Origin of the sequence: Mesorhizobium sp. M1C.F.Ca.ET.210.01.1.1 (assembly GCF_004791585.1) — a bacterium.
In the GTDB taxonomy this organism is placed as follows: domain Bacteria; phylum Pseudomonadota; class Alphaproteobacteria; order Rhizobiales; family Rhizobiaceae; genus Mesorhizobium.
Genome location: NZ_SRUU01000027.1, coordinates 22,329 through 46,290 on the forward strand (window position 1 = coordinate 22,329; position 23,962 = coordinate 46,290).

Annotated in this window: 17 protein-coding genes; 1 reads left to right on the forward strand and 16 read right to left on the reverse strand. The window is 62.9% G+C overall.

Annotated features, from left to right (window positions below; genetic code table 11):
* Positions 1–106: 106 nt before the first annotated feature.
* From EN853_RS24955 to EN853_RS24970, 4 genes are all read right to left on the reverse strand, one after another.
* Positions 107–1,726: an ABC transporter ATP-binding protein gene (locus EN853_RS24955; RefSeq protein WP_127861868.1), complete on the reverse strand. Its 1,620-nt coding sequence runs from the start codon at positions 1,724–1,726 to the stop codon at positions 107–109.
* 17 nt (positions 1,727–1,743) lie between these two features.
* Positions 1,744–2,868, reverse strand: coding sequence for an ABC transporter permease subunit (locus EN853_RS24960; RefSeq protein WP_127861867.1), 1,125 nt, complete (start codon positions 2,866–2,868; stop codon positions 1,744–1,746).
* The gene (locus EN853_RS24965; RefSeq protein WP_127861866.1) at positions 2,861–3,784 is read right to left on the reverse strand and encodes an ABC transporter permease subunit; all 924 of its coding nucleotides are present in this window, start codon (positions 3,782–3,784) and stop codon (positions 2,861–2,863) included. The genes EN853_RS24960 and EN853_RS24965 overlap by 8 nt, the downstream gene beginning before the upstream one ends.
* 173 nt (positions 3,785–3,957) lie before the next feature.
* On the reverse strand, positions 3,958–5,550 hold the full coding sequence (locus EN853_RS24970) for a peptide ABC transporter substrate-binding protein (protein WP_127861865.1): 1,593 nt from the start codon (positions 5,548–5,550) through the stop codon (positions 3,958–3,960).
* 373 nt (positions 5,551–5,923) lie between these two features.
* On the opposite strand from EN853_RS24970, the gene EN853_RS24975 reads away from it, so the two are divergent.
* Positions 5,924–6,256, forward strand: a complete 333-nt coding sequence (locus EN853_RS24975) for a TadE/TadG family type IV pilus assembly protein (protein WP_245517175.1) — start codon at positions 5,924–5,926, stop codon at positions 6,254–6,256.
* A 68-nt stretch (positions 6,257–6,324) separates the two neighbouring features.
* Here the strand turns inward: EN853_RS24975 and EN853_RS24980 are convergent, their stop codons facing one another.
* From EN853_RS24980 to EN853_RS25035, 12 genes are all read right to left on the reverse strand, one after another.
* Positions 6,325–7,956 carry an alpha-glucosidase family protein gene (locus EN853_RS24980; protein WP_127861864.1) on the reverse strand — a complete coding sequence of 544 codons (1,632 nt, stop codon included), beginning with the start codon at positions 7,954–7,956 and terminating at the stop codon, positions 6,325–6,327.
* On the reverse strand, positions 7,956–9,956 hold the full coding sequence (glgX, locus tag EN853_RS24985) for a glycogen debranching protein GlgX (RefSeq protein ID WP_127861863.1): 2,001 nt from the start codon (positions 9,954–9,956) through the stop codon (positions 7,956–7,958). Before glgX ends, EN853_RS24980 begins: the two co-directional genes overlap by 1 nt.
* A 184-nt stretch (positions 9,957–10,140) precedes the next feature.
* Entirely contained in the window at positions 10,141–10,557 is a 417-nt protein-coding gene (locus tag EN853_RS24990; RefSeq protein WP_127861862.1) for a hypothetical protein, read from the reverse strand.
* Positions 10,550–11,155: a nucleotidyltransferase domain-containing protein gene (locus tag EN853_RS24995; RefSeq protein WP_245517178.1), complete on the reverse strand. Its 606-nt coding sequence runs from the start codon at positions 11,153–11,155 to the stop codon at positions 10,550–10,552. Before EN853_RS24995 ends, EN853_RS24990 begins: the two co-directional genes overlap by 8 nt.
* A gap of 271 nt (positions 11,156–11,426) precedes the next feature.
* Positions 11,427–13,055: an alpha-D-glucose phosphate-specific phosphoglucomutase gene (locus EN853_RS25000; RefSeq protein WP_127861860.1), complete on the reverse strand. Its 1,629-nt coding sequence runs from the start codon at positions 13,053–13,055 to the stop codon at positions 11,427–11,429.
* Positions 13,056–13,058: 3 nt separating this feature from the next.
* Positions 13,059–14,504 (reverse strand): glycogen synthase GlgA, encoded by a 1,446-nt coding sequence (gene glgA, locus EN853_RS25005; RefSeq protein WP_127861859.1) that lies wholly within the window; start codon positions 14,502–14,504, stop codon positions 13,059–13,061.
* A gap of 96 nt (positions 14,505–14,600) precedes the next feature.
* Complete coding sequence (gene glgC, locus EN853_RS25010) at positions 14,601–15,866, reverse strand: glucose-1-phosphate adenylyltransferase (protein ID WP_127861858.1); 1,266 nt, start codon at positions 15,864–15,866, stop codon at positions 14,601–14,603.
* Between the two features lie 61 nt (positions 15,867–15,927).
* Positions 15,928–18,141 (reverse strand): 1,4-alpha-glucan branching protein GlgB, encoded by a 2,214-nt coding sequence (glgB, locus tag EN853_RS25015; protein ID WP_127861857.1) that lies wholly within the window; start codon positions 18,139–18,141, stop codon positions 15,928–15,930.
* A gap of 117 nt (positions 18,142–18,258) precedes the next feature.
* Entirely contained in the window at positions 18,259–20,721 is a 2,463-nt protein-coding gene (locus tag EN853_RS25020; RefSeq protein WP_127861856.1) for a glycogen/starch/alpha-glucan phosphorylase, read from the reverse strand.
* A 145-nt stretch (positions 20,722–20,866) separates the two neighbouring features.
* The gene (locus EN853_RS25025) at positions 20,867–21,649 is read right to left on the reverse strand and encodes an ATP-binding cassette domain-containing protein (protein ID WP_127861855.1); all 783 of its coding nucleotides are present in this window, start codon (positions 21,647–21,649) and stop codon (positions 20,867–20,869) included.
* Positions 21,650–21,651: 2 nt separating this feature from the next.
* Entirely contained in the window at positions 21,652–22,716 is a 1,065-nt protein-coding gene (locus tag EN853_RS25030) for an ABC transporter permease (RefSeq protein WP_127861854.1), read from the reverse strand.
* 162 nt (positions 22,717–22,878) lie between these two features.
* Entirely contained in the window at positions 22,879–23,856 is a 978-nt protein-coding gene (locus tag EN853_RS25035) for a sugar ABC transporter substrate-binding protein (RefSeq protein WP_189401805.1), read from the reverse strand.
* Positions 23,857–23,962 lie beyond the last annotated feature (106 nt).

Genomic DNA, 23,962 nt, shown 5'->3' on the forward strand with positions numbered 1-23,962 from the left:
GCCTTAAGCCGCATCGCGCCGAAACGTATTCAGGCTGCGCGCTTCAAGTTCCTGTTTTTGTGTATGTCGTTCTCCCAGACCGCTGCTCACTTTTGGGCGACATGCATTAAGCGCTCATCCTGAATCTGGTCGTGTCGATTGCCGCCTTCATCAGCGTCTGCGTGTAGGCCTCGCGCGGATCGTCGAAAATCTCCTCGGTCGGTCCTTCTTCGACGATCTTGCCCTGCTTCATCACGATGATGTAGTCGGCCATAGCGCGCACGACCGCGAGGTCGTGGCTGATGAAGAGATAGGACAGCGCGTGATTGGCCTGCAGCTTGCGCAAGAGCTCGACGATCTGCTTCTGCACCGAGCGGTCGAGCGCCGAGGTCGGCTCGTCCAGCACCACCACTTTCGGCTTCAGGATCATGGCGCGCGCAATGGCAATGCGCTGGCGCTGGCCGCCGGAGAATTCGTGCGGGTAGCGGTTTCGGGCATTGGGATCAAGGCCGACCTCGCGCAGCGCCTCGACGGCGCGGTGGTCGCGCTGCTTGCTGTTCAGCGAGGGCTCGTGCACCAAAAGCCCCTCGGTGATGACCTGGCCCACGGTCATGCGCGGCGAAAGTGAGCCGAACGGATCCTGGAAAACCAACTGCAATTCACGCCGCAGTGGTCGCATCGCCTGGCGGTCGGCCTCAGAAATGTCACGGTCGCCAAAGCGGATGACGCCGTCGCTGGGCAAGAGCCTCAGCAGCGCACGGCCGAGCGTCGACTTGCCGGAACCCGACTCGCCGACGATGCCGATGGTCTGGTTGCGCTTCAGCCGGATCGAGATTTTGTCCACCGCGCGCAGCATCAGCGGCTCACCGCCGAGGAAGCCGCCGCCGATCTTGAAGACGACCTCGACATTGCGACCTTCGAGCAGCACCTGCGCATTGGCCGGCGGCGGGCCCTTGGTGCCGGTCGGCTCGGCCGCGAGCAGCATCTTGGTGTAGGCGTGCTGCGGATTGGCGAAGAGCGCTTCCACCTGGCCCTCCTCCACGACTTCGCCCTGGCGCATGACATAGACGCGGTCGGCGAAGCGTCGCACGATGCCGAGATCGTGGGTGATGAAGACGATCGCCATGCCGAGCTTGCGCTGCAGCTCGGCAAGCAGCATCAGGATCTGCGCCTGGATGGTGACGTCGAGCGCCGTCGTCGGCTCGTCGGCGATCAGGATGTCGGGATCGTTGGCCAAGGCCATGGCGATCATGACGCGCTGGCGCTGGCCGCCCGACATTTCGTGCGGATAAGATTTCATCCGCCGTTCCGGATCGGGGATGTGCACCAGCCTGAGCAGCTTCAGCGCCTCTTCTCGCGCCGCCGGGGCATTCAGCCCGCGATGCCGGCGGATCGGCTCGATCAGCTGATTGCCGATGGTGTAGAGCGGATCGAGCGAGGTCATCGGCTCCTGGAAGATCATGCTGATCTTGCGGCCTCGGACCTTGTTGAGCTCGCTCTTGGTCATCTCCAGGAGATTGCGACCGCGATAGTCGACCCGGCCGGTGGCCTCGCCGTTCGAGGAGAGTAGGCTCATCGCCGCCATCATTGTCTGGCTCTTGCCGGAGCCGGATTCGCCGACGACGGCGACGGTTTCGCCGGCATTGACCTTGATGTTGATGCCCTTCACCGCCTCGACGGTGCCGTCGAGGGTCTGGAACCGGACGCGCAGGTCCTTGACGCTGAGGATCGTTTCGGAAGCGGTCATGTCAGCGATCCCCATCTTTATCGATCTTTTGGGTCTAGCGCGTCGCGCAGGCCATCGCCGACAAAGTTGAGCGCGAACAGCGTCGAGACGAGGAAGAAGGCCGGGAACAGAAGCAGCCAATTGGCATAGCCGATGTTCTTGGCGCCGACCGAGATCAGCACGCCCCAGCTGGTCATCGGCTCCTGCACGCCGAGGCCGAGGAAAGAGAGAAAACTTTCCAGGATGATCACCTGCGGCACCAGCAGCGTCATGTAGATGACGACCGGGCCGAGCAGATTGGGGATCACGTGGCGCACAAGGATGCCGCGGTAGCCGACGCCCATCGCTTCGGCGGCCTGGACATATTCCTGCCTGCGGATCGACAGCGCCTGGCCGCGCACGATGCGGGCCATGTCGAGCCACAGCACCGCGCCGACCGCCAAAAACATCAGCACGAAGTTGCGGCCGAAAAACACCACCAGCATGATGACGAAGAAGATGAAAGGCAGCGAATAGAGCACGTCGACGATGCGCATCATCACCTCGTCGACCCTGCCGCCGGCAAAGCCGGCCGTCGCGCCGTAGATCACCCCGATGACGCCGGCGACGACGCCGGCAAGCAGGCCGATGGCCAAAGAAATGCGCCCGGCCATCAGGGTACGTGAAAGCAAGTCGCGCCCGGTGTTGTCAGTGCCGAAGTAGAAATATTGCTGCTTGATGGCGGAGCTCATCGTCACTTCGAGCCCGTCGGGCGATTTGCTCTCGATCTTTGTGTCGTCGAAGGCGTCCGAGCGGTCGAGATAGCGGATGTTGCGGTCGTCTACCGGCTTCTTGGAGGTGACTGTCACGATCACGCGGCTGCCGTCCTGATGCCATTCCTTGATGTCGACGCGCATACGCTTGATGGCGTCGGTCAATGCGGTCTGGATCATGTCGGGCTTCGGGTAGGCCGAGAGGCTCGGCGGCGTGCGCACATAGTCGCCGTAGATGGTGGTGTATTCATGCGGCACGACCATCGGGCCGAACACGCTAATGACGGCGATGAACGCCAGATAGTAGAGGCTGAACATGGCGGCGCGGTTGCGCTTCAGTCGCGCCCAGGCGTTGCCCCAAAGCGAGCGGCCGACGATCGGCTCTGGAACGGCTACGGCAAGGTCAGTCATAGCGCACCCTCGGATCGACGACCGCGTAGAGAAGATCGACAATCAGGTTGAAGACGATGGTGAAGAGCGCAATCACCACCACGGTGCCCATGACCAGCGTGTAGTCACGGTTGAGGGCCGCATCGACGAAATAACGGCCGACGCCCGGGACGGAGAAGATCGTCTCGACGATGACCGAGCCGGTGAGCAGGGCCGCCGCAGCCGGACCGGTGAAGGAGACGATCGGCAGGACGGCGCCGCGCAGCGCGTGCTTGACCACGACCGACCAGTCGGACAGGCCGAGGGCGCGGGCGGTGCGGATATGATGCGAGCGCAGACTCTCGATCATCGAGCCGCGCATCAGGCGGGCGACGATGGCGATCTGCGGCAAGGCGAGCGTCAGCACCGGCCCGACCTTGTTGATTAAGGCGCCGTCGCCCCAGCCGCCGATCGGCAACAGCTTCCAGGACAGCCCGAAAACTAGCTGTATCACCGGCGCGATGACGAAGGTCGGGATGGTGCTGCCGGCGGTGGCCAAAGCAATGACGGAATAGTCGGCTATCTTGTTCTGGTTGAGCGCCGCGATGGTGCCAAGGATCGAGCCCAACAGCAGCGCCAGCACCAGCGCCGAGGTACCGATCTGCACCGAGATCGGCAGGCCCTTGGCGAAGAGTTCGGTGACGGTGAAATCCGGCAAGTTGTAGCTCGGGCCGAAACTGCCGCGCAAAAGATTGCCGAGATAGTGGAGATATTGCAGCCACAGCGGATCGTTGAGGCCGAACTGGGCTTCGAGATTGGCCCTGATCTCGGGGCTCAAGCCCCGCTCCTGGTTGAACGGGCCGCCTGGTGCGACGCGGATCAGGAAGAACGCCACCGTCACGATGACGAATAGCGTCGGAATGGCGGTCAACAGCCGCCGGAAGACATAACGCAGCATCGGCGCCCCGCTTCAGCCAGGGCGACAGCTCTCCAGACGAGACCGTGGCGCGCTGGCATCTCTGATCTTCGCACTGGGTAGCCTGAAAATCCAATCCGACTTTCGGCCCGGCACGACGACAGACCGTGCCGCCGCTCCCAAAAAGAGAGCGGCGGCACGGCCAAGGTTACTTGTCAGTCCTTGGAGATGAAGCGGGACGGATGGATGTCCATCACATTGTCGTCGAAGCCATGCAGCTTCGAGGAAACGATGTCGTGGAAGCTGTAGTAGAGAAGCGGGATCTGGCCGACGTCGTCGACGAGGACGCGCTCGGCCTCGGCGAGGTCCTTCATGCGCTCCTCAGGCTTGCCGCCGGCGGCGGCCGCCTTGTCCATCGCGGCCTCATAGGCCGGGCTGTTGTAGTTCGAGTAGTTGTTGCCGCTTGCCTTGCGCGAGATGCCAAGGAAGGTCTCCGGATCCTTGTAGTCTGCGATCCAGGCGGCGCGGGCAACGTCGTAATTGCCCTTCTGCTCGAGGAAACCATAGTGGGTCTTGGTGTCGGTGTTGAGCAGCGTCACCTCGATGCCGAGCGGCTTCAGTTGTTCCTGGATGGCGACCGCCGTGTTCTTATGGTTCTCCGAGGTGTTGTAGCGGATCTCCATCTTCAACGGATGCTCGGGTGTATAGCCTAGCTTTTCCAGGATCTTCTTGGCCGCATCCTCGCGGTCGATCTGCGACATGTCGGCGTATTTAGCCAGTGCCGGTGTGTAGCCCTCGATGCCCGGAGGCACCATCGAATAGCCGGGCAGCATCGAGTTCTGCCAGACCTTCTCGGCGAGGAAGTCGCGATCGATCGCCATCGAGATGGCGTTGCGCAGCTCGACATTGTCCCAAGGCGCCTTGTCGGTCTTGATCGCATAATAATAGGTGCCGAGATATGGCCCGACACGAACCTGGTCACCGAATTTGGTTTTGAGATCGGCCAACTGTTCGGTCGGCAGGTCACCATAGCTGTCGAGCTCGCCGGCCTCGAACCGCTTCATCGCCGACGAGCGATCCTCGGTCGGGATGTAGTTGACCACGTCGAGCTTGACGCTCGCGGCGTCCCAGAATTTCGGGTTCTTGACCAATTTCATATGGTCGTTGGGAACCCACTCCGCCAGCGTATAGGCGCCGTTGGAGACCAGCTTGCCCGGCTTGATCCAATCGGCGCCGAGCTTGTCGATGGAGGCCTTATTGACCGGATAGGTCGCCTGGTGGGTCAGCATCTCCAGGAAGTAGGGCGTCGGGGCCTTCAGTGTGACTTGCAGCGTGTTGGCGTCGACCGCCTTGACGCCCATGTCCTCGGCCTTGCCTTTCTTGGTGTTGAAGTCCTCTGCGCCCTTCACCGGATAGAGCATCGAGGCGTATTCTGCAGCGGTGGCCGGATCTTCCAGCCGATGGAACGAATAGACGAAGTCGTCCGCCGTCACCGGGCTGCCATCCGACCAGAGGCCGTCTTTGCGCAGCTTGAAGGTGTAGACAGTGCCGTCGTCGGACACCGTCCAGCTTTCGGCGGCGCCTGGAATGAGGTTCGTCTTCTGGTCATGCATGACGAGACCCTGGAACAGGTCGCGTATGATATCGGCTTCGTAGACCGTCGACGTCTTGTGCGGATCGACCGTCTCCGCCTCGGCGGCGGCTCCGCGGTTGTACACGGTCTCGGCAAAGGCCGGCGTGTAGAAAGCCCCGGTCGCCAAGGCCATGGTGGTGGCGAACACAGTCGCCTTCAATAGATTTTTCAGCATGAAGTATCTCCCTTTCGACGCGGCCCCTCAACCACGCCTTTGAGTGTTGCCGCCCCGGAACCGTTCAACGGGCTCCTTTTGAGCGTGCCGCCGGTCCCTTCCGGCAGCTTGGTGGCGGGAGACTAGACAGAGCGAAATCTTATTTCAACTGCTCGCTGCTTGACGTTGAGTGAGCTGCACCCTGCTAAAACAGCGAAATCTAAAGCTTAAACCCGCCATTCAACTTTATGCACCTTTCGGTTGTTCCAGTCGTTTTCTGTTTTTGCAGGCAGGGTTTGGCATTCTCCGGACCATGCTGAAGAACCGAAAATTCCTTGCTCCTTGGTCTCGTTTCCGGGCTGACGCCGCGGGCACGTCAGCGGTCGAATTCGCCATGTTGGCGCCCATTTTCATCTTGCTTCTGCTCGGCATGGTTGCATACGGAATCTATTTCGGCGCCAGCCATTCAGTCCAGCAGATCGCCGCCGACGCGGCACGAACGGCGATTGCCGGCCTCAACCAGACAGAGCGCCAGGCGCTGGTCACCGATTTCATCAGCCACGACATCACCGGCTATCCCTTTGTCGGTCCGAAGAAGTTGACGGTCGACGCCACGGACAGCACCGTCGACGGCAGCCAATTCGTCGTCTCGGTCAGCTATGACGCGCGCAACCTGCCGATCTGGAATCTGTTCCGGACACTGCCGTTGCCAGGCACCACGATCTAGCGTCTATCGACGATCCGGGTCGGAGGCATATGATGCCTGCGGACGCTCGGTGCTCGTCCGGCGAGCCGTCAGGAAATCCGGCCGAGGAAGCCGCCCAGCGCCGGCAGCATCAGCACCGCCTCTTGGAGAACGCCGGCAGTATCGATCGGCAGGTCGATCGACTCGACGTGACCGAGATCGTCGGGCAAGGTCCACTCCACCGGATCGGCGGTGAAATTGAAGACGCAGAGCAATCTCTCGCCGGCCTGCTGTCGGACGAAGGCCAGCACGTCGCCATCCGTCTCGAGAAAGCGGATCGAGCCGCTGATCAGCGCCGGATGGCGCTTGCGCAGGGCCAGGACCAAGCGATAGGCGGCGAGCACCGAGCCATCTTCGCCGTTCTGCACATCGACCGCGCGGGCGCGATGCGCCTGCGGCACCGGCAGCCAGGGCCTGACGGGCGAGAAGCCGGCGTTTTCGGCGCCTGCTTCCCAGACCATCGGGGTGCGGCCGCCGTCCCTGCCCTTCACGCCCGGCCAGAAGCGGATGCCCAGCGGATCGCGCAGATCCTCATAGGCAAGCTCGGCCTCCTCCAGCCCAAGCTCCTCGCCCTGGTAGAGGCAGATCGAGCCGCGCAGAGAGCAAAGCAGCGCGATCGCGAATTTCGCCACCGTGTCCGGGTTCCCGCCGGGCCGCGTCCAGCGGCTGACATGGCGCACCACGTCGTGGTTGGAGAAGGCCCAGCATACCCAGCCGTCAGCAACAGCAGTCTCGAAGGCCTCGACGCAGCCTCGCACATGCGCCGCCGAGAATTGCGGTCCGAGCAGGTCGAAGGTGTAGCACATCTGCAATTTGTCGCCGCCAGACGTGTAGGCGGCGAGCGTCTGCAGGGAGCGTTCCTCGTCGCCCACCTCGCCGACCGCCGCGCGATCCGGGTACTCGTCAAGCAGCGCGCGGAAACGCTTCAGGAAGTCGAGGTTCTCTGGGCGCGTCTTGTCGAAGAGATGCTCCTGGAAAGCATAGGTGGTGGTGGCGCCATTGGTGCCGGCGACGCTAGAGGCCAAGGGCGGATTGTCGCGCAGCCAGCGGTCATGGACATAGTAGTTGACGGTATCCAGCCGAAAACCGTCGACGCCGCGCTCCAGCCAGAAGCGCACGGTGTCGAGGACCGCGTCCTGCACATCCGGTGTGTGAAAGTTGAGGTCGGGCTGCGCGGCCAGGAAATTGTGCATGTAATACTGACGGCGGGTGGCGTCCCACTCCCAGGCGGGACCGCCGAACAGCGATTGCCAGTTGTTGGGCGCGCTGCCGTCCGGCTTGGCGTCGGCCCAGACATACCAATCGGCCTTGGCATTGTCGCGGCTGGCGCGGCTTTCGACGAACCATTCGTGCCTGTCGGACGAATGCGAGATCACCTGGTCGATGATGAGCTTCAGGCCGAGCCGATGCGCTTCGGCGACCAGCGCGTCGAAATCCTCCAGCGAGCCGAAGATCGGATCGATGTCGCGATAGTCCGACACGTCGTAGCCCATGTCAGCCATCGGCGACTTGAAGATGGGCGAGAGCCACACCGCATCGACGCCGAGCGAAGCGACATGTGCTAGCCGCGTGGTGATGCCCTTGAGGTCACCGCCGCCGTCGCCGGTCGTGTCCTGGAAGGAGCGCGGATAGACCTGGTAGATCACGCAGCCACGCCACCATTCGGTATTGCCATCGGCCATTACGAACCCTTTCCGGCGCCGGCCTTCGTCACTCGGCGCTCGATCATAAAATTCACGCTGCGGCCGGGCAGCGGCCGCGCAAGATCGACCGGCTGCGTTTCGCTCGCTGGGCGCCACTCAAATCCATCTCGCGCGTACAAGGTGAAGACGCATTGGCGGCGGTCGCCATTGACGATGACGGCCAGGCGGCCGCCGCCGCTATCGCCGAGCAGCATGACGAGGCGATGTCGACCGGGATCGTTCCAGTCGGACTCACCGAGCGGCGCGCCCGTCTCCGTCAGCCAGGTAACGTCCGGGATGGCTGAAGCATCGGACGGCTCCCCGGTCAGGAAATGGGTGTCCGACAGCGCCGGGAAGGCGCGGCGCATCGCGGAGAGAGCCAAAGTGTATCGCTCGAGCGCCTCATCTCGGTCGGCCCAATCGAGCCAGGTGATGGCGTTGTCCTGCGCATAGGCGTTGTTGTTGCCCTGCTGCGTTCTGCCGAACTCGTCGCCGGCGGTCAGCATGATGGTGCCGCGCGAGGCAAAGAGCGTCGCAAGCAGCGCGCGCTGGTCGTCGAATCGGGCCTCGCCGATCTGGGCGTCGTCCGTCTCGCCCTCGACGCCATTGTTCCACGATAGATTGTCGTTGTGGCCGTCGCGGTTCTGCTCGCCATTGCCTGCGTTGTGCTTTTTCTCGTAGGCGACGAGATCGGCCAGCGTCATGCCGTCATGCGCGGCGATGAAGTTGACGCTGCGGCTCACCGTCTGGCCTTCCCTGCCGAACACGTCGGACGAGCCGGCCAGCCGCGTGGCCAAAGCGCCGATCACGCCCGCGTCGCCGCGCCAGAAGCGCCGGACATCGTCGCGGTAGCGGTCGTTCCATTCAAGATATGGCGAGCGGAAATTGCCGAGCTGGTAGCCGTTCGGACCGATGTCCCAGGGCTCTGCGATCAGCACCCGGTCGCAGAGCACGGGATCGCCGGCGATGGCTTCGAGCAGCGGCGCATTCGCGTCGAACGTCCCATCGACCCGGCCGAGCACCGGCGCCAGGTCGAAGCGGAAACCGTCGACGCCGGCGAAACGCACGAAATGGCGGAGCGTGTCGAGCACCATTTCGCGCACGACCGGATGGTCGCAGGCGAGCGTGTTGCCGGTGCCGGTGTCGTTGGCAAGCCTGCCGCCCGGCAGATGGCGGTAATAGGCCTGCGCATCGAGACCGCGAAGCGACAGCGTCGGGCCGAGCCGGTCGCTTTCGCCGGTGTGGTTGAAGACGAGGTCGAGGATGGTGCCGATGCCGGCCTTGCGCAGAGCCGCGACGGTGTCGCGCAATTCCACAAGGCCGCCGGGCGCCAGGCGCGGGTCGAGCGCCATGAAGGTGACGGGGTTGTAGCCCCAGGCGTTGGAGAGCCCCAGCGGCGGCAGATGCCGCTCGTCGATCGAGGCTGTGATCGGCATCAACTCGACGGCGGAAACGCCGAGGCGCTTGAGATGCTCGATGATGGCCGGATGGGCGAGCGCCGCGACGGTGCCGCGGTGTGCTTCCGGCACGTCCGGGTGCAGCCTGGTGAAGGAGCGGACGTTGAACTCGTAGATCAGGCCGCCGGGCTGGAACAGTGGTGGCTTCGAAGGCAGCGGCTTGGGCAACGGACGTGCTATCGCCTTCGGCATCAATGGGGCGGTGTCGACACCTTCTTTGCGTTTAGCTGCAAGCCGCCAATGATATCGATACGGCCGGTCGATTTCGATGGCATAGGGATCGGTCAGCAGCTTGTCCGGATCGAACCAGAAGCCATGTTCGGGCGCATAGTCTCCATCGGCGCGAAAACCATAGCGCGTGCCAGCGGCAAAGCCGGGGGCGAACACCGCAAATACTCCCTCGCCTTCCGGCCTCAGTTCCAGCCGTTCGACCTCGCACGCGCCGGTGTCATCGAAGATAGAGACCCACGAGCGTCTCGACGACGATGACCACACCGCAAAGCGAATGCCTTCGCTGGTGACGATGGCGCCGAGTTGGCTCACGGGCACCTCCCATCCTTTCCTTCTCTCCTTGCCGGAGAAGCGGGATTGGCGTGCAGCGCCGAGACGGATGGGGGGTTTTGGAAGGAATGGGGCATCAGCGAGTTGAACGCAGGTCTTCGCAATTCGGTAGCAACCGCCGCCAACGCACTGCGAGGACAACAGAAAACAGGATTACCGGTCCTTCTCAAAGAGCGAGTTGCTGCTCGGCCCATGCGGCGAACTCTTCTAGGCGCTCCAATGCCTTTTCGGCATCATTTCGAGTCTTGGCCCTTGATCCGTACTGGACCTCGTCCTTCTGCTCCAGAAGTGCACGCAGGCTCGCTTCTTGCTTCGCAGGAAGAGCCTTACCCAGAGCCGCCCGCAAGAGCTTGACGACGGCCTGGTGGTCGTCCTGGTTGACTTCGCCGCGGAACCTGGCCGTCAAGGCATCGGAATAGGCTATCGCACAGTTGATGACCGTCGACATGGAAGGGTTTCCGATGTCACCTGGATCAGCAACGAGGTTGCTGTTTCGCGCGTCTTTAAGGAACCCGCGGGCGATCACGAGTCTGCTGGTGACATAAGCAGCGTCTTTCGTTTTGGTGGATCTGACCCTAGCCATGCAGCGCCTCTTGGAACGATGCTGCGTCTTCGGGGCGGCTTCCAGCAAGGACGATCGCGTCCTGCTTGACGTTTTCCCACCATGGATCCTTGTCCCTCGCGAGGCGTCGGACATCATCGAAGTCGAGGCCGACGACGTTGGGGAGGAAGACCAGCCTCTCGGCCGGATCCCTGAGCGCTTCACGGAGGCCTTCCACCGCTTCAGCAAGATCATCCGCTCGGGCAATGAGGCCGATGTCGAGGTCGCTGTCTGGATCGTCATCCCCGCGAGCCGCGCTGCCATAGACGAAAAGACTGAAGACGGGTCTTTGCGCCGCACTTTGGCGCACAGCGTCCAGGATCGCCGCAAAACGGTTGCTTTCGGCTTTGAAGAGGGCCGCCAACGCAGGAGCGAGATAGTGGCTGTCATCAAAGCGGTACAGCCTCGAATGCCCCGATCCCGATGCGGCTACAATCCCCAGGGATTCGAGCGCGAGAAGTCCGAGCCGTACGCTTTCCCGAGATAGCCGGCTCCAGCGAACGATCTCCGAGGCCGCAAGCAGGCCACCATGCTCCACCAGCGTGCGGAGAACCCTAAGGTTCGAGTCGACGCCGAGCATGGCAGTAAGTGGCCTTCGTATCGCGCTTTCCCGTTCCGAACGAGCCAAGAGCCAGCCTCCATATCTGGTCAATCGCCTTGATATCTAGCTAATTTAGCTTGATATCTGGGCATTTTGACGTTGTCAATGATGGCGTGTCCCTTCGAAGTGCATCTGGTGTCGGTTGCTGCTGATTGCGCAGGTCTGTGCCAAGCTGGAGCACCCTTATCCGACCGAACTTCGCTCCGCCTTCTTCTCTCACAAGGGGAAGAAGTGGAGCACCCTGTTGCACTCAAGTAATCACGCTCGGCTTGTTGCGGCCGGTGTGGCTCTTGATGCCGGCGATGTCGTCGGCGGCGGCGATGAGGTCGGCGAGCGCTTCCTGCGTGTCGAGATCGTGCCTGGTCTTATCCGGCTCGTAGCGCTCGATGTAGACGCGCAGCGTTGCGCCGGACGTGCCGGTGCCGGAGAGCCGGAAGACGACGCGCGAGCCGCCTTCGAACAGGATCCGGATGCCCTGGTTCTTGCTCACCGAGCCGTCGACCGGGTCGTGATAGGCGAAGTCGTCGGCGCTGGCGATCTTCATGCCGCGCACGCTGGTGCCGGGCAGCGAGCCGAGCTTGGCGCGCAGTTCATCGACCAGCTTGTTCGCCCGCTCGGTCTCGACCTCCTCGTAGTCGTGACGCGAATAGTAGTTGCGGCCGTAGGTTTCCCAGTGCCTGGTGACGATGTCCTTGCAGCTTTCGCCGCGCACGGCGAGGATGTTGAGCCACAAAAGCACGGCCCACAGCCCGTCCTTCTCGCGCACATGGTTGGAGCCGGTGCCGGCGCTTTCCTCGCCGCAGATCGTCGCCATGCCGGCGTCGAGCAGGTTGCCGAAGAACTTCCAGCCGGTCGGCGTCTCGTAAATGCCGATGCCGAGCTTTTCCGCCACGCGGTCGGCCGCGCCACTGGTCGGCATCGAGCGGGCGATGCCTTTCAGGCCTTCCTTATAGCCCGGCGCCAGATGCGCGTTGGCGGCAAGCATCGCCACCGAATCCGACGGGGTGACGAAGATGCCCTTGCCGATGATCAGGTTGCGGTCGCCGTCGCCATCGGAAGCGGCGCCGAAATCCGGCGCGTCCGGCCCCATCATCTCGTCATAGAGATGCTTGGCATGGACCAGGTTCGGATCGGGGTGATGGCCGCCGAAATCCGGCAGCGGCTTGAAGTTGCGGCAGGTGCCGTTGGGCGCGCCGAGCCGGCGCTCGAGGATTTCCTTGGCATAAGGGCCGGTCACCGCATGCATGGCGTCGAAGAGCATGCGGAAGCCATATTTGAAGTTGGCGCGGATGGCGTCGAAATCGAACAGGCTCTCCATCAGCTCGGCATAGTCTTTGACCGGGTCGAAGACCTCGACAGTCATGCCGCCGGCTTTAACGGTGCCGATCGTGTCGATGTCGACGGCGCCGATGTCGGCGATCTTGAAGCTCGAGATCGTCTTGGTCTTTTCGAAGATCGCGTCGGTGATCTTCTCCGGCGCCGGGCCGCCATTGCCGGCATTGTACTTGATGCCGAAGTCCTCATGCGGGCCGCCCGGATTGTGGCTGGCCGACAGGATGATGCCGCCGAAGGTCTTGTATTTGCGGATGATGTTGGAGGCGGCAGGCGTCGACAGGATGCCGCCCTGCCCGACCATCACCTTGCCGAAGCCGTTGGCGGCGGCCATGGCGATCGCCTTTTGGATGACCTCGCGATTGTAGAAGCGCCCGTCGCCGCCGATCACCAGCGTCTTGCCCTCGAAACCCTCCAGCGCGTCGAAGATCGACTGGATGAAGTTCTCGGCATAGTGCTCCTGCTGGAAGACCGGCACCTTCTTGCGCAGGCCCGACGTGCCGGGTTTCTGGTCGTTATAGGGTTTGGTGGGGACGGTTTTGATCATGCCTCAGGCAGCCCTTTTCGAAAGCAGCAAGCGATAGAGTTCGACATATTTCTCGGCGCTCTTGTCCCACGAGACATCGGCCTTCATGCCCTGGCGCTGGATCGAGGCCCAGGCCTTGGGATTGGCATGAGCCTCGACCAACTGGCGGATGGCATGCAGCAGCGCGCCGCCATTGTTGGGCGCGAACTGGAAGCCGGTGGCAACCCCTGCCGAAAGCGCTGCCTCGTTGGCATCGATGATGGTGTCGGCAAGACCGCCGGTGCGGGCGACGATCGGCACGCAGCCATAGCGCAGGCCGTAAAGCTGCGTCAGCCCGCAAGGCTCGAAGCGCGAGGGGATGACGATGGCGTCGCAGCCGCCTTGCATGACGTGCGAGAGGCCTTCATCATAGCCGATGACGACGCCGACACGGCCGCGGTGCCGCGCGGCGGCGGCGAGCAGCGAGCCTTCGAGGCCGGCATCGCCTGAACCCAGGACCGCCAGCCGTGCCCCGCGCTGAACAACGCCGTCGACAACCGCGGCCAGTATGTCCATGCCCTTCTGCCAGGTCAGCCGGCTGACGACGCAAACGATCGGGCTGTCGTCGCTCTCGAGATTGAAGCGCTCCTCGACGGCTTTGCGGTTTTTGGCGCGCGCCGCAAGCGTGTCGGCCGAATAGTTGGCGACCAGATGCTTGTCGGTCGCCGGATTCCAGATGTCGACATCGATGCCGTTGACGATGCCGTAGAGGTCGGTGGCGCGCATGTTGATCAAGCCGTCGAGGCCCATGCCAAATTCCGGCGAGCGGATTTCCTGCGCATAGGTCGGGCTCACCGTGGTGATCGCCCAGGCGGCCTGCAGGCCCGCCTTGAGATAGCCGACGCCGCCATAATATTCGACGCCGTCGAGCTGCATCGCCACGGCCGGCAGGCCGAGTTCGCCGAAGATACCGGCACCGAACTGGCCCTGGAAGGCAAGATTGTGCACGGTGATCAGCGACGGCACGCCGACCGCCTTGCCGTAGCGCATATAGGCGAGCGTCATCGCCGACTGCCAGTCATGGGCGTGCACGATATCGGGCTGGTAGCCGGAGATCGCCCCTCCGGCGATGTCGCCGCCGACCTGGCTCAGCGCCGCGAAGCGCCGCCAGTTGTCGGGCCAGTCGGAGCCGGAGACGGTACCATAGGGGCCGCCCTGGCGGTCGAAGAGATGCGGCGCGTCGAGCACGAAAAGGTCGAGCTCGCCGATCTTGACGGCATGGATCGAAGCCTTGCCGCCCTGCAGCAGCGGATACTGGTAAACAGCCTTCTTTTTCTTGAAAGCCTCCATCACCACCGGATAGCCGGGAACCAGCGTGCGCATCGCCACGCCCTTGCCGGAAAGCGCGATCGGCAGCGCGCCTGTCACGTCGGCAAGCCCGCCGGTCTTGATCAGCGGGAAGATTTCGGGCGTGACCGACAGAACCTGCATGCGTTCCACATTCCGATGTTAAAATGACAGCCTGGTGATCAAACTGACAACTTGCTGATCAACCCTATCAGGTTGACAGCTTGTTGATCGACCTGGTCAAGTCGACAACTTGTTAATCATGTCCTGCGTGATCAGGCAGATGCCCTTTTCCGAAACGCGGAAGCGCTTGGCGTCGAGCGCTGGGTCCTCGCCCACCACCAGTCCTTCCGGAATGTGCACGCCGTGGTCGATGACGACGCGCTTGAGGCGCGCGTTGCGGCCGACCTGGACGTCGGGCAACATCACCACCTCCTCGAGCTTGGAATAGGAGTTAATGCGCGCCCCGGTGAAGATCAGGCTGCGGCGCAGCGATGCGCCGGAGACGATGCAGTCCCCGGACACCAGAGAGGAGATCGCCTCGCCGCGGCGGCCGTCCTCGTCGTGCACGAATTTTGCCGGCGGCTTCAATTCGGCATAGGTCCAGATCGGCCAGTCGCGGTCGTAGAGGTCGAGCTCGGGCGTGATGTCGGTCAGGTCGATATTGGCTTCCCAATAGGCGTCCACCGTTCCTACATCGCGCCAGTACGGCTCGGCCTCATGCGAAGAGCGCACGCAGGACTTGGCAAAGCGGTGGGCGATCGCCTTACCGTGCTGGACGATATAGGGGATGATATCCTTGCCGAAGTCGCGGCTGGAACCAGGTTCGGCGGCGTCGCGGCGCAGCTGCTCCATCAGGAACTTGGTCTTGAAGACATAGATGCCCATCGATGCCAGGGCGAACTCCGGCTTGTCGGGGATGCCGGGCGGATCGGCGGGTTTTTCGACGAAGGCGATGATGTTGTCCTTGCCATCGACATGCATGACGCCGAAGCCGGTTGCCTCCATGCGCGGCACTTCGAGACAGCCGACGGTGACGTCGGCATTGGCGTCGACGTGCTGGCGTAGCATCAGCTCGTAGTCCATCTTGTAGATGTGGTCGCCGGCGAGGATCACCATGTATTCGGGGCCGTAGGCCTCGATGATGTCGATGTTCTGGTAGACGGCGTCCGCCGTGCCCTCGTACCACTGCGTTTCGGAGACGCGCTGCGAGGCCGGCAGGATGTCGAAGCTCTCGTTTCGCTCAGGCCTGAGGAAGTTCCAGCCGCGTTGCAGGTGGCGGATCAGCGAGTGCGCCTTGTACTGCGTGGCGACGCCAAGGCGGCGGATGCCGGAGTTCAACGCATTGGAGAGCGCAAAATCGATGATACGCGTCTTGCCGCCGAAATAGACCGCAGGCTTGGCGCGCCGGTCGGTCAGCTCCTTGAGGCGGCTGCCGCGGCCGCCGGCAAGCACATAGGCCATGGCATCACGCGCCAGCGGCTGGGTTCTCTTGATATCTGCCATTGTTACCCTCCCAAGTAAGCTGCCCGGACCATTGCCTTGGCCAGATGAGATATCATCTGCTTCAGTCCGCGACGAATTCCAGCATGATCGTCGACAGCGGTGGCAACAGCATCGTCGCCGACGTGCCGCCTCCTTCACTGCTGGCCACGACCATGCCGCCATTGCCCATGCCGGAGCCGCCGTATTCGGCGGCATCAGTGTTGATGATCTCGCGCCATTCTCCCGCCTTCGGCAGCGGCACGCGATAGTTCTCGCGCGGCACAGGCGTGAAATTGGAAATGACGGCGATCGGGTTGCCGTCCGGCGCGCTGCGCAGCCAGGCGAAGACCGAGTTGTCGCGATCGTCGACGATCAGCCAGGAGAAGCCGCCCGGCTCGCAGTCGCGCGCATGCAGCGCCGGACGCGAGCGGTAGAGGTAGTTCAAGTCCCGCACCGTCTGCCAGACGCCGCGGTGCGGGGCGAAGTCGAGCAGGTTCCAGTCGAGCGCGCGCTCCTCACTCCACTCGCGGCGTTGGGCGAATTCCTGCCCCATGAACAGAAGCTTCTTGCCGGGATAGCCCCACATGAAGGCGTAGTAGGCGCGCAGGGTGGCGAATTTCTGCCAGTCGTCGCCGGCCATCTTGTTGAGCAATGTGCCCTTGCCGTGCACGACCTCGTCGTGGGAGAGCGGCAAGACGAAATTCTCGGAGAATGCGTAGATCAGGCCGAAGGTGATGTCGTTGTGGTGGTGCTTGCGATAAATCGGCTCCTTGGAGAAATACTCCAGCGTGTCGTGCATGAAGCCCATGTTCCACTTGAAGCCGAAGCCGAGACCGTCTTCATGCACGGGGCGCGAGACCTTCGGCCATGAAGTCGATTCCTCGGCGATCGTCATAACGCCGGGATGGTGGCCGTAGAGCTCCTTGTTCATTTTCTGCAGGAAGCTGACGGCCTCCAGGTTCTCGCGCCCGCCCTTCTCGTTGGGGATCCACTCGCCGGCCTTGCGCGAATAATCGAGGTAGAGCATCGAGGCGACGGCGTCGACGCGCAGGCCGTCGACATGGTATTTTTCGGCCCAGAACAGCGCATTGTTGACGAGGAACGACACCACCTCGCGGCGGCCGAAATTGTAGATCGCGGTGTTCCAGTCGGGATGAAAGCCCTGGCGCGGATCAGCGTGCTCGTAGAGCGCAGTGCCGTCGAACTTCACCAGCCCATGCTCGTCGACCGGGAAATGTGCCGGCACCCAGTCAAGGATGACGCCGACGCCGGCGCGATGCGCGCCGTCGACGAAGCGCGCGAAGCCGTCGGGATCGCCGAAACGGGCGGTCGGCGCATAGAGGCCGGTCGTCTGGTAACCCCAGGATGGGTCGTAAGGATGCTCGGAAATCGGCAGGAACTCGATATGGGTGAAGCCGGTGTCGACCACGTAAGGGATCAGCTGCGCGGCGAGCTCGTCCCAGGTTAGGAAAGTGCCGTCGTCGCGGCGCTGCCACGAGCCGGCATGGACCTCGTAGATCGAGATCGCCTCGCGTCGAGGATCGGCCTTTTGCCAGAAGCTGCGATGCGCTTCGTCGCCCCATTTATGCGCCATCGGCGGGGCCGTCACCGAAGCTGTCGCCGGACGCAGCTCGGATTCGAAGGCGAAGGGATCGGCCTTGAGCGGCAGCCTGACACCGTCGGGGCCGATGATCTCGAACTTATAGGGCCGGCCGGCGCCAAGCTCGGGTATGAACAGTTCCCAGATGCCGGTGTCCTTGCGGTCGCGCATCGTGTGCCGGCGGCCGTCCCAGTCGTTGAACGCGCCCACCACCGAAACGCGCCTCGCATTCGGCGCCCAGACGGCGAAGTGCACACCGGTGGCGCCCTCATGCTCAATGATATGGGCGCCGAGCTTGTCGAAGAGCCTTAGGTGCGAGCCTTCGGCCATGTAGTAGTCGTCCATCGGTCCCAGCACCGGGCCGAAGGAATAGGGATCAGTCAGCCACCAGTCGCCCCCGGCGTTTTTCGCGTGGTAGCGCAGCGGCTGATGTTTGCGGATCGAAAGCTTGCCCTCGAAGAAGCCGGCATCATGGCTGCGGTCGAGTTCGCCGACCTCCTTACCGGTCAGCGTATAGGCCGTGACGGACTCAGCGTTGGGCACGAAGCAGCGGGCGACAAAGCCTTTGCCGGCTTCATGCACGCCGAGAACCGCAAAGGGATCGCCATGCGTTCCGGCGACAATCGCCGCGACATCGCCGGCTGGCGCCAGTCCGTCCGGCCCGCTTGTCGCAGCGGTCGCGCGCGGCTTCCTCATCAGGCAGCGTCCCTCCCTGGGAACTATTTTTTGGTTTGTCCATATCCTTGCCCAAAACCGCTACGCACTTTTGGGCGACATGCACGACCACGGTGTTCGTGGCCTCATGCAATCACATCAGACAGGTACGTTCCAGATTTCTTTCGCGTATTGGCGGATGGTGCGATCGGACGAGAACCAGCCGACGCGGGCGACATTGCGGATGGCGCGCGCGTACCAGTCGGGACTGTTGCGCCACACGTCGTCGACCTCGCGCTGGCAGGCCGCATAGGAATCGAAATCGGCCGCCACCATGAACCAGTCACTCTGATAGAGACCATTCATGAGGTCGCGGTAGCGGTTGGGATCGTCGGGCGAGAAGACGCCGGACGAGATCGCTGAAACCGCCTGCGACAGTTCCGGCGAGGACTCGATCACGCCGCGCGGATTGTAGCCGTTGGCGCGCCGGTCGGCGACCTCGGCAGTGGTGAGGCCGAAGATGAAGATGTTGTCGTCGCCGACGTGCTCCTTGATCTCGACATTGGCGCCGTCGAGCGTACCGATGGTCAAGGCGCCGTTCAGCGCGAACTTCATGTTGCCGGTGCCGGAGGCCTCCATGCCGGCGGTCGAGATCTGCTCGGAAAGATCGGCGGCCGGCATCATCAGCTCGGCCAGGCTGACATTGTAGTTCGGCACGAACACCACCTTCAGCAGGCCGCGCACCGCCGGATCGCGGTTGATGACCTTGGCGACGTCGTTGGCCAGCTTGATGATGAGCTTGGCGTTGTGGTAGCTGGGCGCCGCCTTGCCGGCGAAGAATTTCACCCGCGGCATCCAGTCCCGCTCCGGATGCGAGCGGATCTGGTCGTAAAGCGCGATCGCCTCGAGGATGTTGAGCAGCTGGCGCTTGTATTCATGGATGCGCTTGACCTGGATGTCGAACAGCGCCGACGGATCGAGCTTGATGCCGAGCCGGTCGGCGACAAGGTTCGAGAGCCTCACCTTGTTCTGCCGCTTCACCGCGGCAAACTTTTCGCGGAAGGCGGCATCGTCGGCAAGAGGATCAAGATCCTTGATCGCCTCGATATTGTCCATGAAGCGGTCGCCGATCGCCTCGCGGGCAAGCGCGGTGAGGCCTGGATTGCACTGGATCAGCCAACGCCTGGGCGTGATGCCGTTGGTCTTGTTGTTGATGCGGCCGGGATAGAGCTTGTGGAGATCAGCGAACACTGTCTCCTTCATCAGCTCGGTGTGGAGCGCCGAAACGCCGTTGATCGAATGCGAGCCGACGAAGGCGAGATTGCCCATCCGCACGCGGCGGTCGCCATTTTCCTGGATCAGCGAAATGCGGGCTATCTGGTCGACCGAGAATTTTCGGGTCGCCCGCGCCTCCAGCAGCACCTCAGCGTTGATGGCATAGACGATCTGCATATGGCGCGGCAGCAGACGCTCAAACAGCGGCACCGGCCAGCTTTCCAGCGCTTCGGGAAGAAGTGTGTGGTTGGTATAGGCGAAGGTGCGCTTGGTGAGGTCCCAGGCAAGGTCGAAATCCATGCCGTGGACGTCCATCAGAAGCCGCATCAGCTCCGGCACGGCGACCGCCGGATGGGTGTCATTGAGATGGATCGCGGCCTTGTCGGGCAGCGACTTCAGGTCGCCATATTGGCTGAGATGGCGCTGGAGGATGTCCTGCAGAGAGGCGGTGGAGAAGAAATATTCCTGCCTCAGCCTGAGCTCCTGCCCGGCCATGTGGGAATCGGCCGGATAGAGCACACGCGACAGCGCGTCAGCCTTGTTGCTTTCGGCAAGCGCACCGATGTGGTCGCCGGCGTTGAACTTGTCGAGCAGGATCGGGTCGATCGGCATGCCGGACCACAGCCGCAGCGTGTTGACTCGCTTCGCCCGCCAACCCGCGACCGGCGTATCATAGGCGACGGCCAAAACATGCTCTGTCGGCTTCCAGACATGGCGCTCCAGCCGGCCGTCCTTGGAGGTGATCGATTCCACCGAGCCGCCGAAGCCGACCTCGAAGGAACGTTCGCGCCGTTCGAACTCCCAAGGGTTGCCGTGGTCGAGCCATGTTTCCGGCAATTCGACCTGCCAGCCGTCATGGATTTCCTGGCGGAACATGCCGTTGGCATAGCGGATACCGTAGCCATGCGCGGGGATGTCGACCGTCGCCATGCTCTCCATGAAGCAGGCGGCGAGCCGGCCGAGGCCGCCGTTGCCGAGAGCTGCGTCCGGCTCGAGGCCGGCGATGAGGTCGAGATCGACGCCGAGCGAGGCAAGCGCCTCGCGCATATTCTCCATCAGGTCGAGATTTGAGAAGGCGTCGCGCATCAGGCGCCCGATCAGGAATTCGAGCGAGAGGTAATAGACGCGCTTTTCCTGCTGGTCGTAGGCTTCCTTGGTCGCCTGGATCCAGTTGTCGACGATGCGGTCACGCACGACTTTGATCGAGGCGGTCAGCCAGTCATGGGGCGTGGCGACGGTGGTGTCCTTGCCGAGCCGGTATTTCAGCGACATCAAGACTTCTTCGGCGAGCGTCTTGGGGTCGGGATGGTCGAGAGCGGGGGCTTCGATCGTCATGTCGGATGTCATATCGCCTCTCGTTCGGTTGGCCTGATCATACCGGCTTTCGCCGTTTCTCCTACCCTGCTTTGCCGCGCTGCAGCATATACCAAATCGATTTAGGCAACGATGTCCATCTGGTGCCCCCGCGGCTATTTAGTGTGGTGGATGGGGATTAGGCCGCCAGCGCGTCCTCAGGCGGCTTCTTGGCGCCGGTCATCAGCGCGACGGCATCCGACATCGAAATCTGCTTCGGATCGACGACGCAAAGACGCCGTCCAAGCCTGTGGATGTGGATGCGATCGGCAACCTCGAAGACATGCGGCATGTTGTGCGAGATGAGCACGATGGGCAGGCCGCGCTTCTTGACGTCGAGGATCAGTTCCAGCACGCGGCGGCTTTCCTTGACGCCGAGCGCGGCTGTCGGCTCGTCCATGATCACCACCTTGGAGCCAAAGGCTGCGGCGCGCGCCACCGCGACGCCCTGGCGCTGGCCGCCCGAGAGCGTCTCCACGGCCTGACTGATGTTCTGGATGGTCATCAGCCCGAGCTCGGTCAGCTTGTCGCGGGCGCGTTTTTCCATCGCCGGGCGATCGAGCATTCGGAACCAGCTTCCCAGCGGCCCGGGCTTACGGATTTCGCGGCCGAGGAACATGTTGTCGGCGATCGACAGCGCCGGCGACAAAGCGAGGTTCTGGTAGACGGTCTCGATGCCTGCCTCGCGGGCTTCGATGGGCGATTTGAAATGGACCTGCCTGCCGTCCAGCTCGATCACCCCCTCGTCGGGATGCACGGCGCCGGAGATCGCCTTGATCAGGGTCGACTTGCCGGCGCCGTTGTCGCCGATCACCGCCAGGATTTCGCCTGGGTAGAGATCGAAGTCGCAGGCGTTGAGCGCGGTGACGCGGCCATAGCGCTTGGTGAGACCGCGCGCGGTGAGCACAGGTTGCTGGGTCATGGTTACACCGAAACCTTTCTGATCCACTGGTCGATCGCCACGGCGCCGATGATCAGGACGCCGGTGAGCAGCACTTTCCATTGCGGGTCGGCGCCCAGCATGTTGAGGCCCATCGAGACGACGCCGACGATCATGGCGCCGAACAGCGTGCCGAGGATCGAGCCGCGGCCGCCAAAGAGCGAGATGCCACCGATCACCGTCGCAGTGATCGCCTGCAGATTATAGTCAGTGACGGCTGCGGACGGCGAAATCGAACCGTTGCGGCCGATCGAGACCCAGGCCGCGAAGGCGGCGATCAGGCCGGCAAGCGTGTAGACAGCCATCAGCACTGTCTTGGTCTGGATGCCGGAGAGCTTCGCCGCTTCCGGATCGTCGCCGACGGCATAGACATGGCGGCCCCAGGCGGTGTGGTTGAGCACGTACCAGAGCAGCATCACCAGCAGGACCATGGCAATCACGCCGGCGGTCAGCACCGCGGATCCGACCCTGAAGCTCAGTGCGAAGAGGTGTAGCAGCGGCGCCTGGGCGTCGACGTCGGCATCGCGGATCGTCTCATTGGCCGAATATATGAAATTCGTGGCCATGACGATGTTCCAAGTGCCGAGCGTGACGATGAACGGCGGCAGCTTCATGTAGGCGACCAGCAGACCGTTGAGCAGGCCGCAGGCGCCGCCTGCGGCAAGCCCTATTACCACTGCCAGAATGGTCGGCATGCCGTAGGTGATTGCGCAGTTGCCCATGATCACGGCCGAAATCACCATGATCACGCCGATCGACAGATCGATGCCGGCGGTCAGGATGACCAGCGTCTGGGCAGCGCCGAGAATACCGACGATGGCGATCTGCTGCAGGATCAGCGTCAGCGTGTATGACGAAAAGAAACGGCCGCCGAGGGCGATACCGAAAATGATGATCGACAGCACCAGCACGATCAACGGCACCGCCGCGGGCGTGGAATGCAGAAAATGCTGGGCGCGCTTGACGAACGACTTGCCGTGCTCGTCGAAGGCGGCGACGCTGGTGTCGCTGCCCGTGAGCACCTTCTCGAATTCCTGCATCTGAGACATGTATCCTCCCGTCTGCGCGGAGCTTGCTCATTGCCCCACGCGCCGTTCACGCATTCCGGTCTGTTGCCGGGATTTATCAGCGCTTACGCAAGCGCATCGTCCACCCGATGCGGCCGGGGATCAAGCCCCCAGCCGCAAGGTTTATGCGCCGTCAGGCCGGCATCAGCCCCAGCACTTGGCGAGGCCTTCCTTGGTGTCGATGGACTTCACACCGTTCGCGGGCTTGTCGGTGACGAGGTTGACGCCGGTGTCGAAGAAGTTCTTGCCTTCGGTCGGCTTCGGCTTGGTGCCGTCCTTGGCGTATTTGGCGATTGCCTCGATGCCGAGCGCCGCCATCTGCAGCGGGTATTGCTGCGAGGTGGCGCCGATCACGCCTTCGGTCACCGACTTCACACCGGGGCAACCGCCGTCGACCGAGACGATCAGCACCTGCTTTTCGAGACCGACGGCCTTGAGGGCCTGGTAGGCGCCGACGGCGGCGGGCTCGTTGATGGTGTGGATGACGTTGATGGTGTTGTCCTTCTGCAGGAGGTTCTCCATCGCCTTGCGGCCGCCTTCCTCGTTGCCGTTGGTGACGTCATGACCAACGATGCGCGGATCGTCCTCGTCGCCGATCTTGTTCGGGTCCTTCACGTCGATGCCGTAGCCCATCATGAAGCCCTGGTCGCGCAGCACGTCGACGGTCGGCTGCGAGGGGGTCAGATCAAGGAAGCCGATCTTGGCGTCCTTGGCCTTGTCGCCGAGCGTGGCGGCAGCCCAGGCGCCGATCAGCTTGCCGGCCTCCAGATTGTCGGTGGCGAAGGTCGCATCGGCGGCGTCGATCGGATCGAGCGGCGTGTCGAGCGCGATCACCAGCAGGCCGGCATCGCGCGCCTTCTTCACCGTCGGCACGATGCCCTTGGTGTCGGAGGCCGTGATCAGGATGCCCTTAGCGCCGTCGGCGATGCAGCTTTCGATCGCCGCGACCTGGCTCTCGCTGTCGCCGTCGATCTTGCCGGCATAGGTCTTGAGGTCGACGCCGAGTTCCTTGGCCTTGGCGGTCGCGCCCTCCTTCATCTTGACGAAGAAGGGGTTGGTGTCGGTCTTGGTGATCAGGCAGGCGCCGACGCCCGCGGCGGATGCGGACGAGGCGAACGCCATCAAACCCAGCCCGGCAGCTGCGAACACGGTGGATTTCAGCAGCGATTTCTTGGTCACGATTTTTCCTCCCAATGGAACCATTCCGGACGCCAGCCTACCCGGCGTC

Coding starts and splice junctions, on each gene's coding strand:
- EN853_RS24955 (WP_127861868.1), bottom strand. CDS start 1,726: ATGACCGCTTCCGAAACGATCCTCAGCGTCAAGGACCTGCGCGTCCGG.
- EN853_RS24960 (WP_127861867.1), bottom strand. CDS start 2,868: ATGACTGACCTTGCCGTAGCCGTTCCAGAGCCGATCGTCGGCCGCTCG.
- EN853_RS24965 (WP_127861866.1), bottom strand. CDS start 3,784: ATGCTGCGTTATGTCTTCCGGCGGCTGTTGACCGCCATTCCGACGCTA.
- EN853_RS24970 (WP_127861865.1), bottom strand. CDS start 5,550: ATGCTGAAAAATCTATTGAAGGCGACTGTGTTCGCCACCACCATGGCC.
- EN853_RS24975 (WP_245517175.1), top strand. CDS start 5,924: ATGTTGGCGCCCATTTTCATCTTGCTTCTGCTCGGCATGGTTGCATAC.
- EN853_RS24980 (WP_127861864.1), bottom strand. CDS start 7,956: ATGGCCGATGGCAATACCGAATGGTGGCGTGGCTGCGTGATCTACCAG.
- EN853_RS24990 (WP_127861862.1), bottom strand. CDS start 10,557: ATGGCTAGGGTCAGATCCACCAAAACGAAAGACGCTGCTTATGTCACC.
- EN853_RS24995 (WP_245517178.1), bottom strand. CDS start 11,155: ATGCTCGGCGTCGACTCGAACCTTAGGGTTCTCCGCACGCTGGTGGAG.
- EN853_RS25000 (WP_127861860.1), bottom strand. CDS start 13,055: ATGATCAAAACCGTCCCCACCAAACCCTATAACGACCAGAAACCCGGC.
- glgA (WP_127861859.1), bottom strand. CDS start 14,504: ATGCAGGTTCTGTCGGTCACGCCCGAAATCTTCCCGCTGATCAAGACC.
- glgC (WP_127861858.1), bottom strand. CDS start 15,866: ATGGCAGATATCAAGAGAACCCAGCCGCTGGCGCGTGATGCCATGGCC.
- glgB (WP_127861857.1), bottom strand. CDS start 18,141: ATGAGGAAGCCGCGCGCGACCGCTGCGACAAGCGGGCCGGACGGACTG.
- EN853_RS25020 (WP_127861856.1), bottom strand. CDS start 20,721: ATGACATCCGACATGACGATCGAAGCCCCCGCTCTCGACCATCCCGAC.
- EN853_RS25025 (WP_127861855.1), bottom strand. CDS start 21,649: ATGACCCAGCAACCTGTGCTCACCGCGCGCGGTCTCACCAAGCGCTAT.
- EN853_RS25030 (WP_127861854.1), bottom strand. CDS start 22,716: ATGTCTCAGATGCAGGAATTCGAGAAGGTGCTCACGGGCAGCGACACC.
- EN853_RS25035 (WP_189401805.1), bottom strand. CDS start 23,856: ATGGCGTTCGCCTCGTCCGCATCCGCCGCGGGCGTCGGCGCCTGCCTG.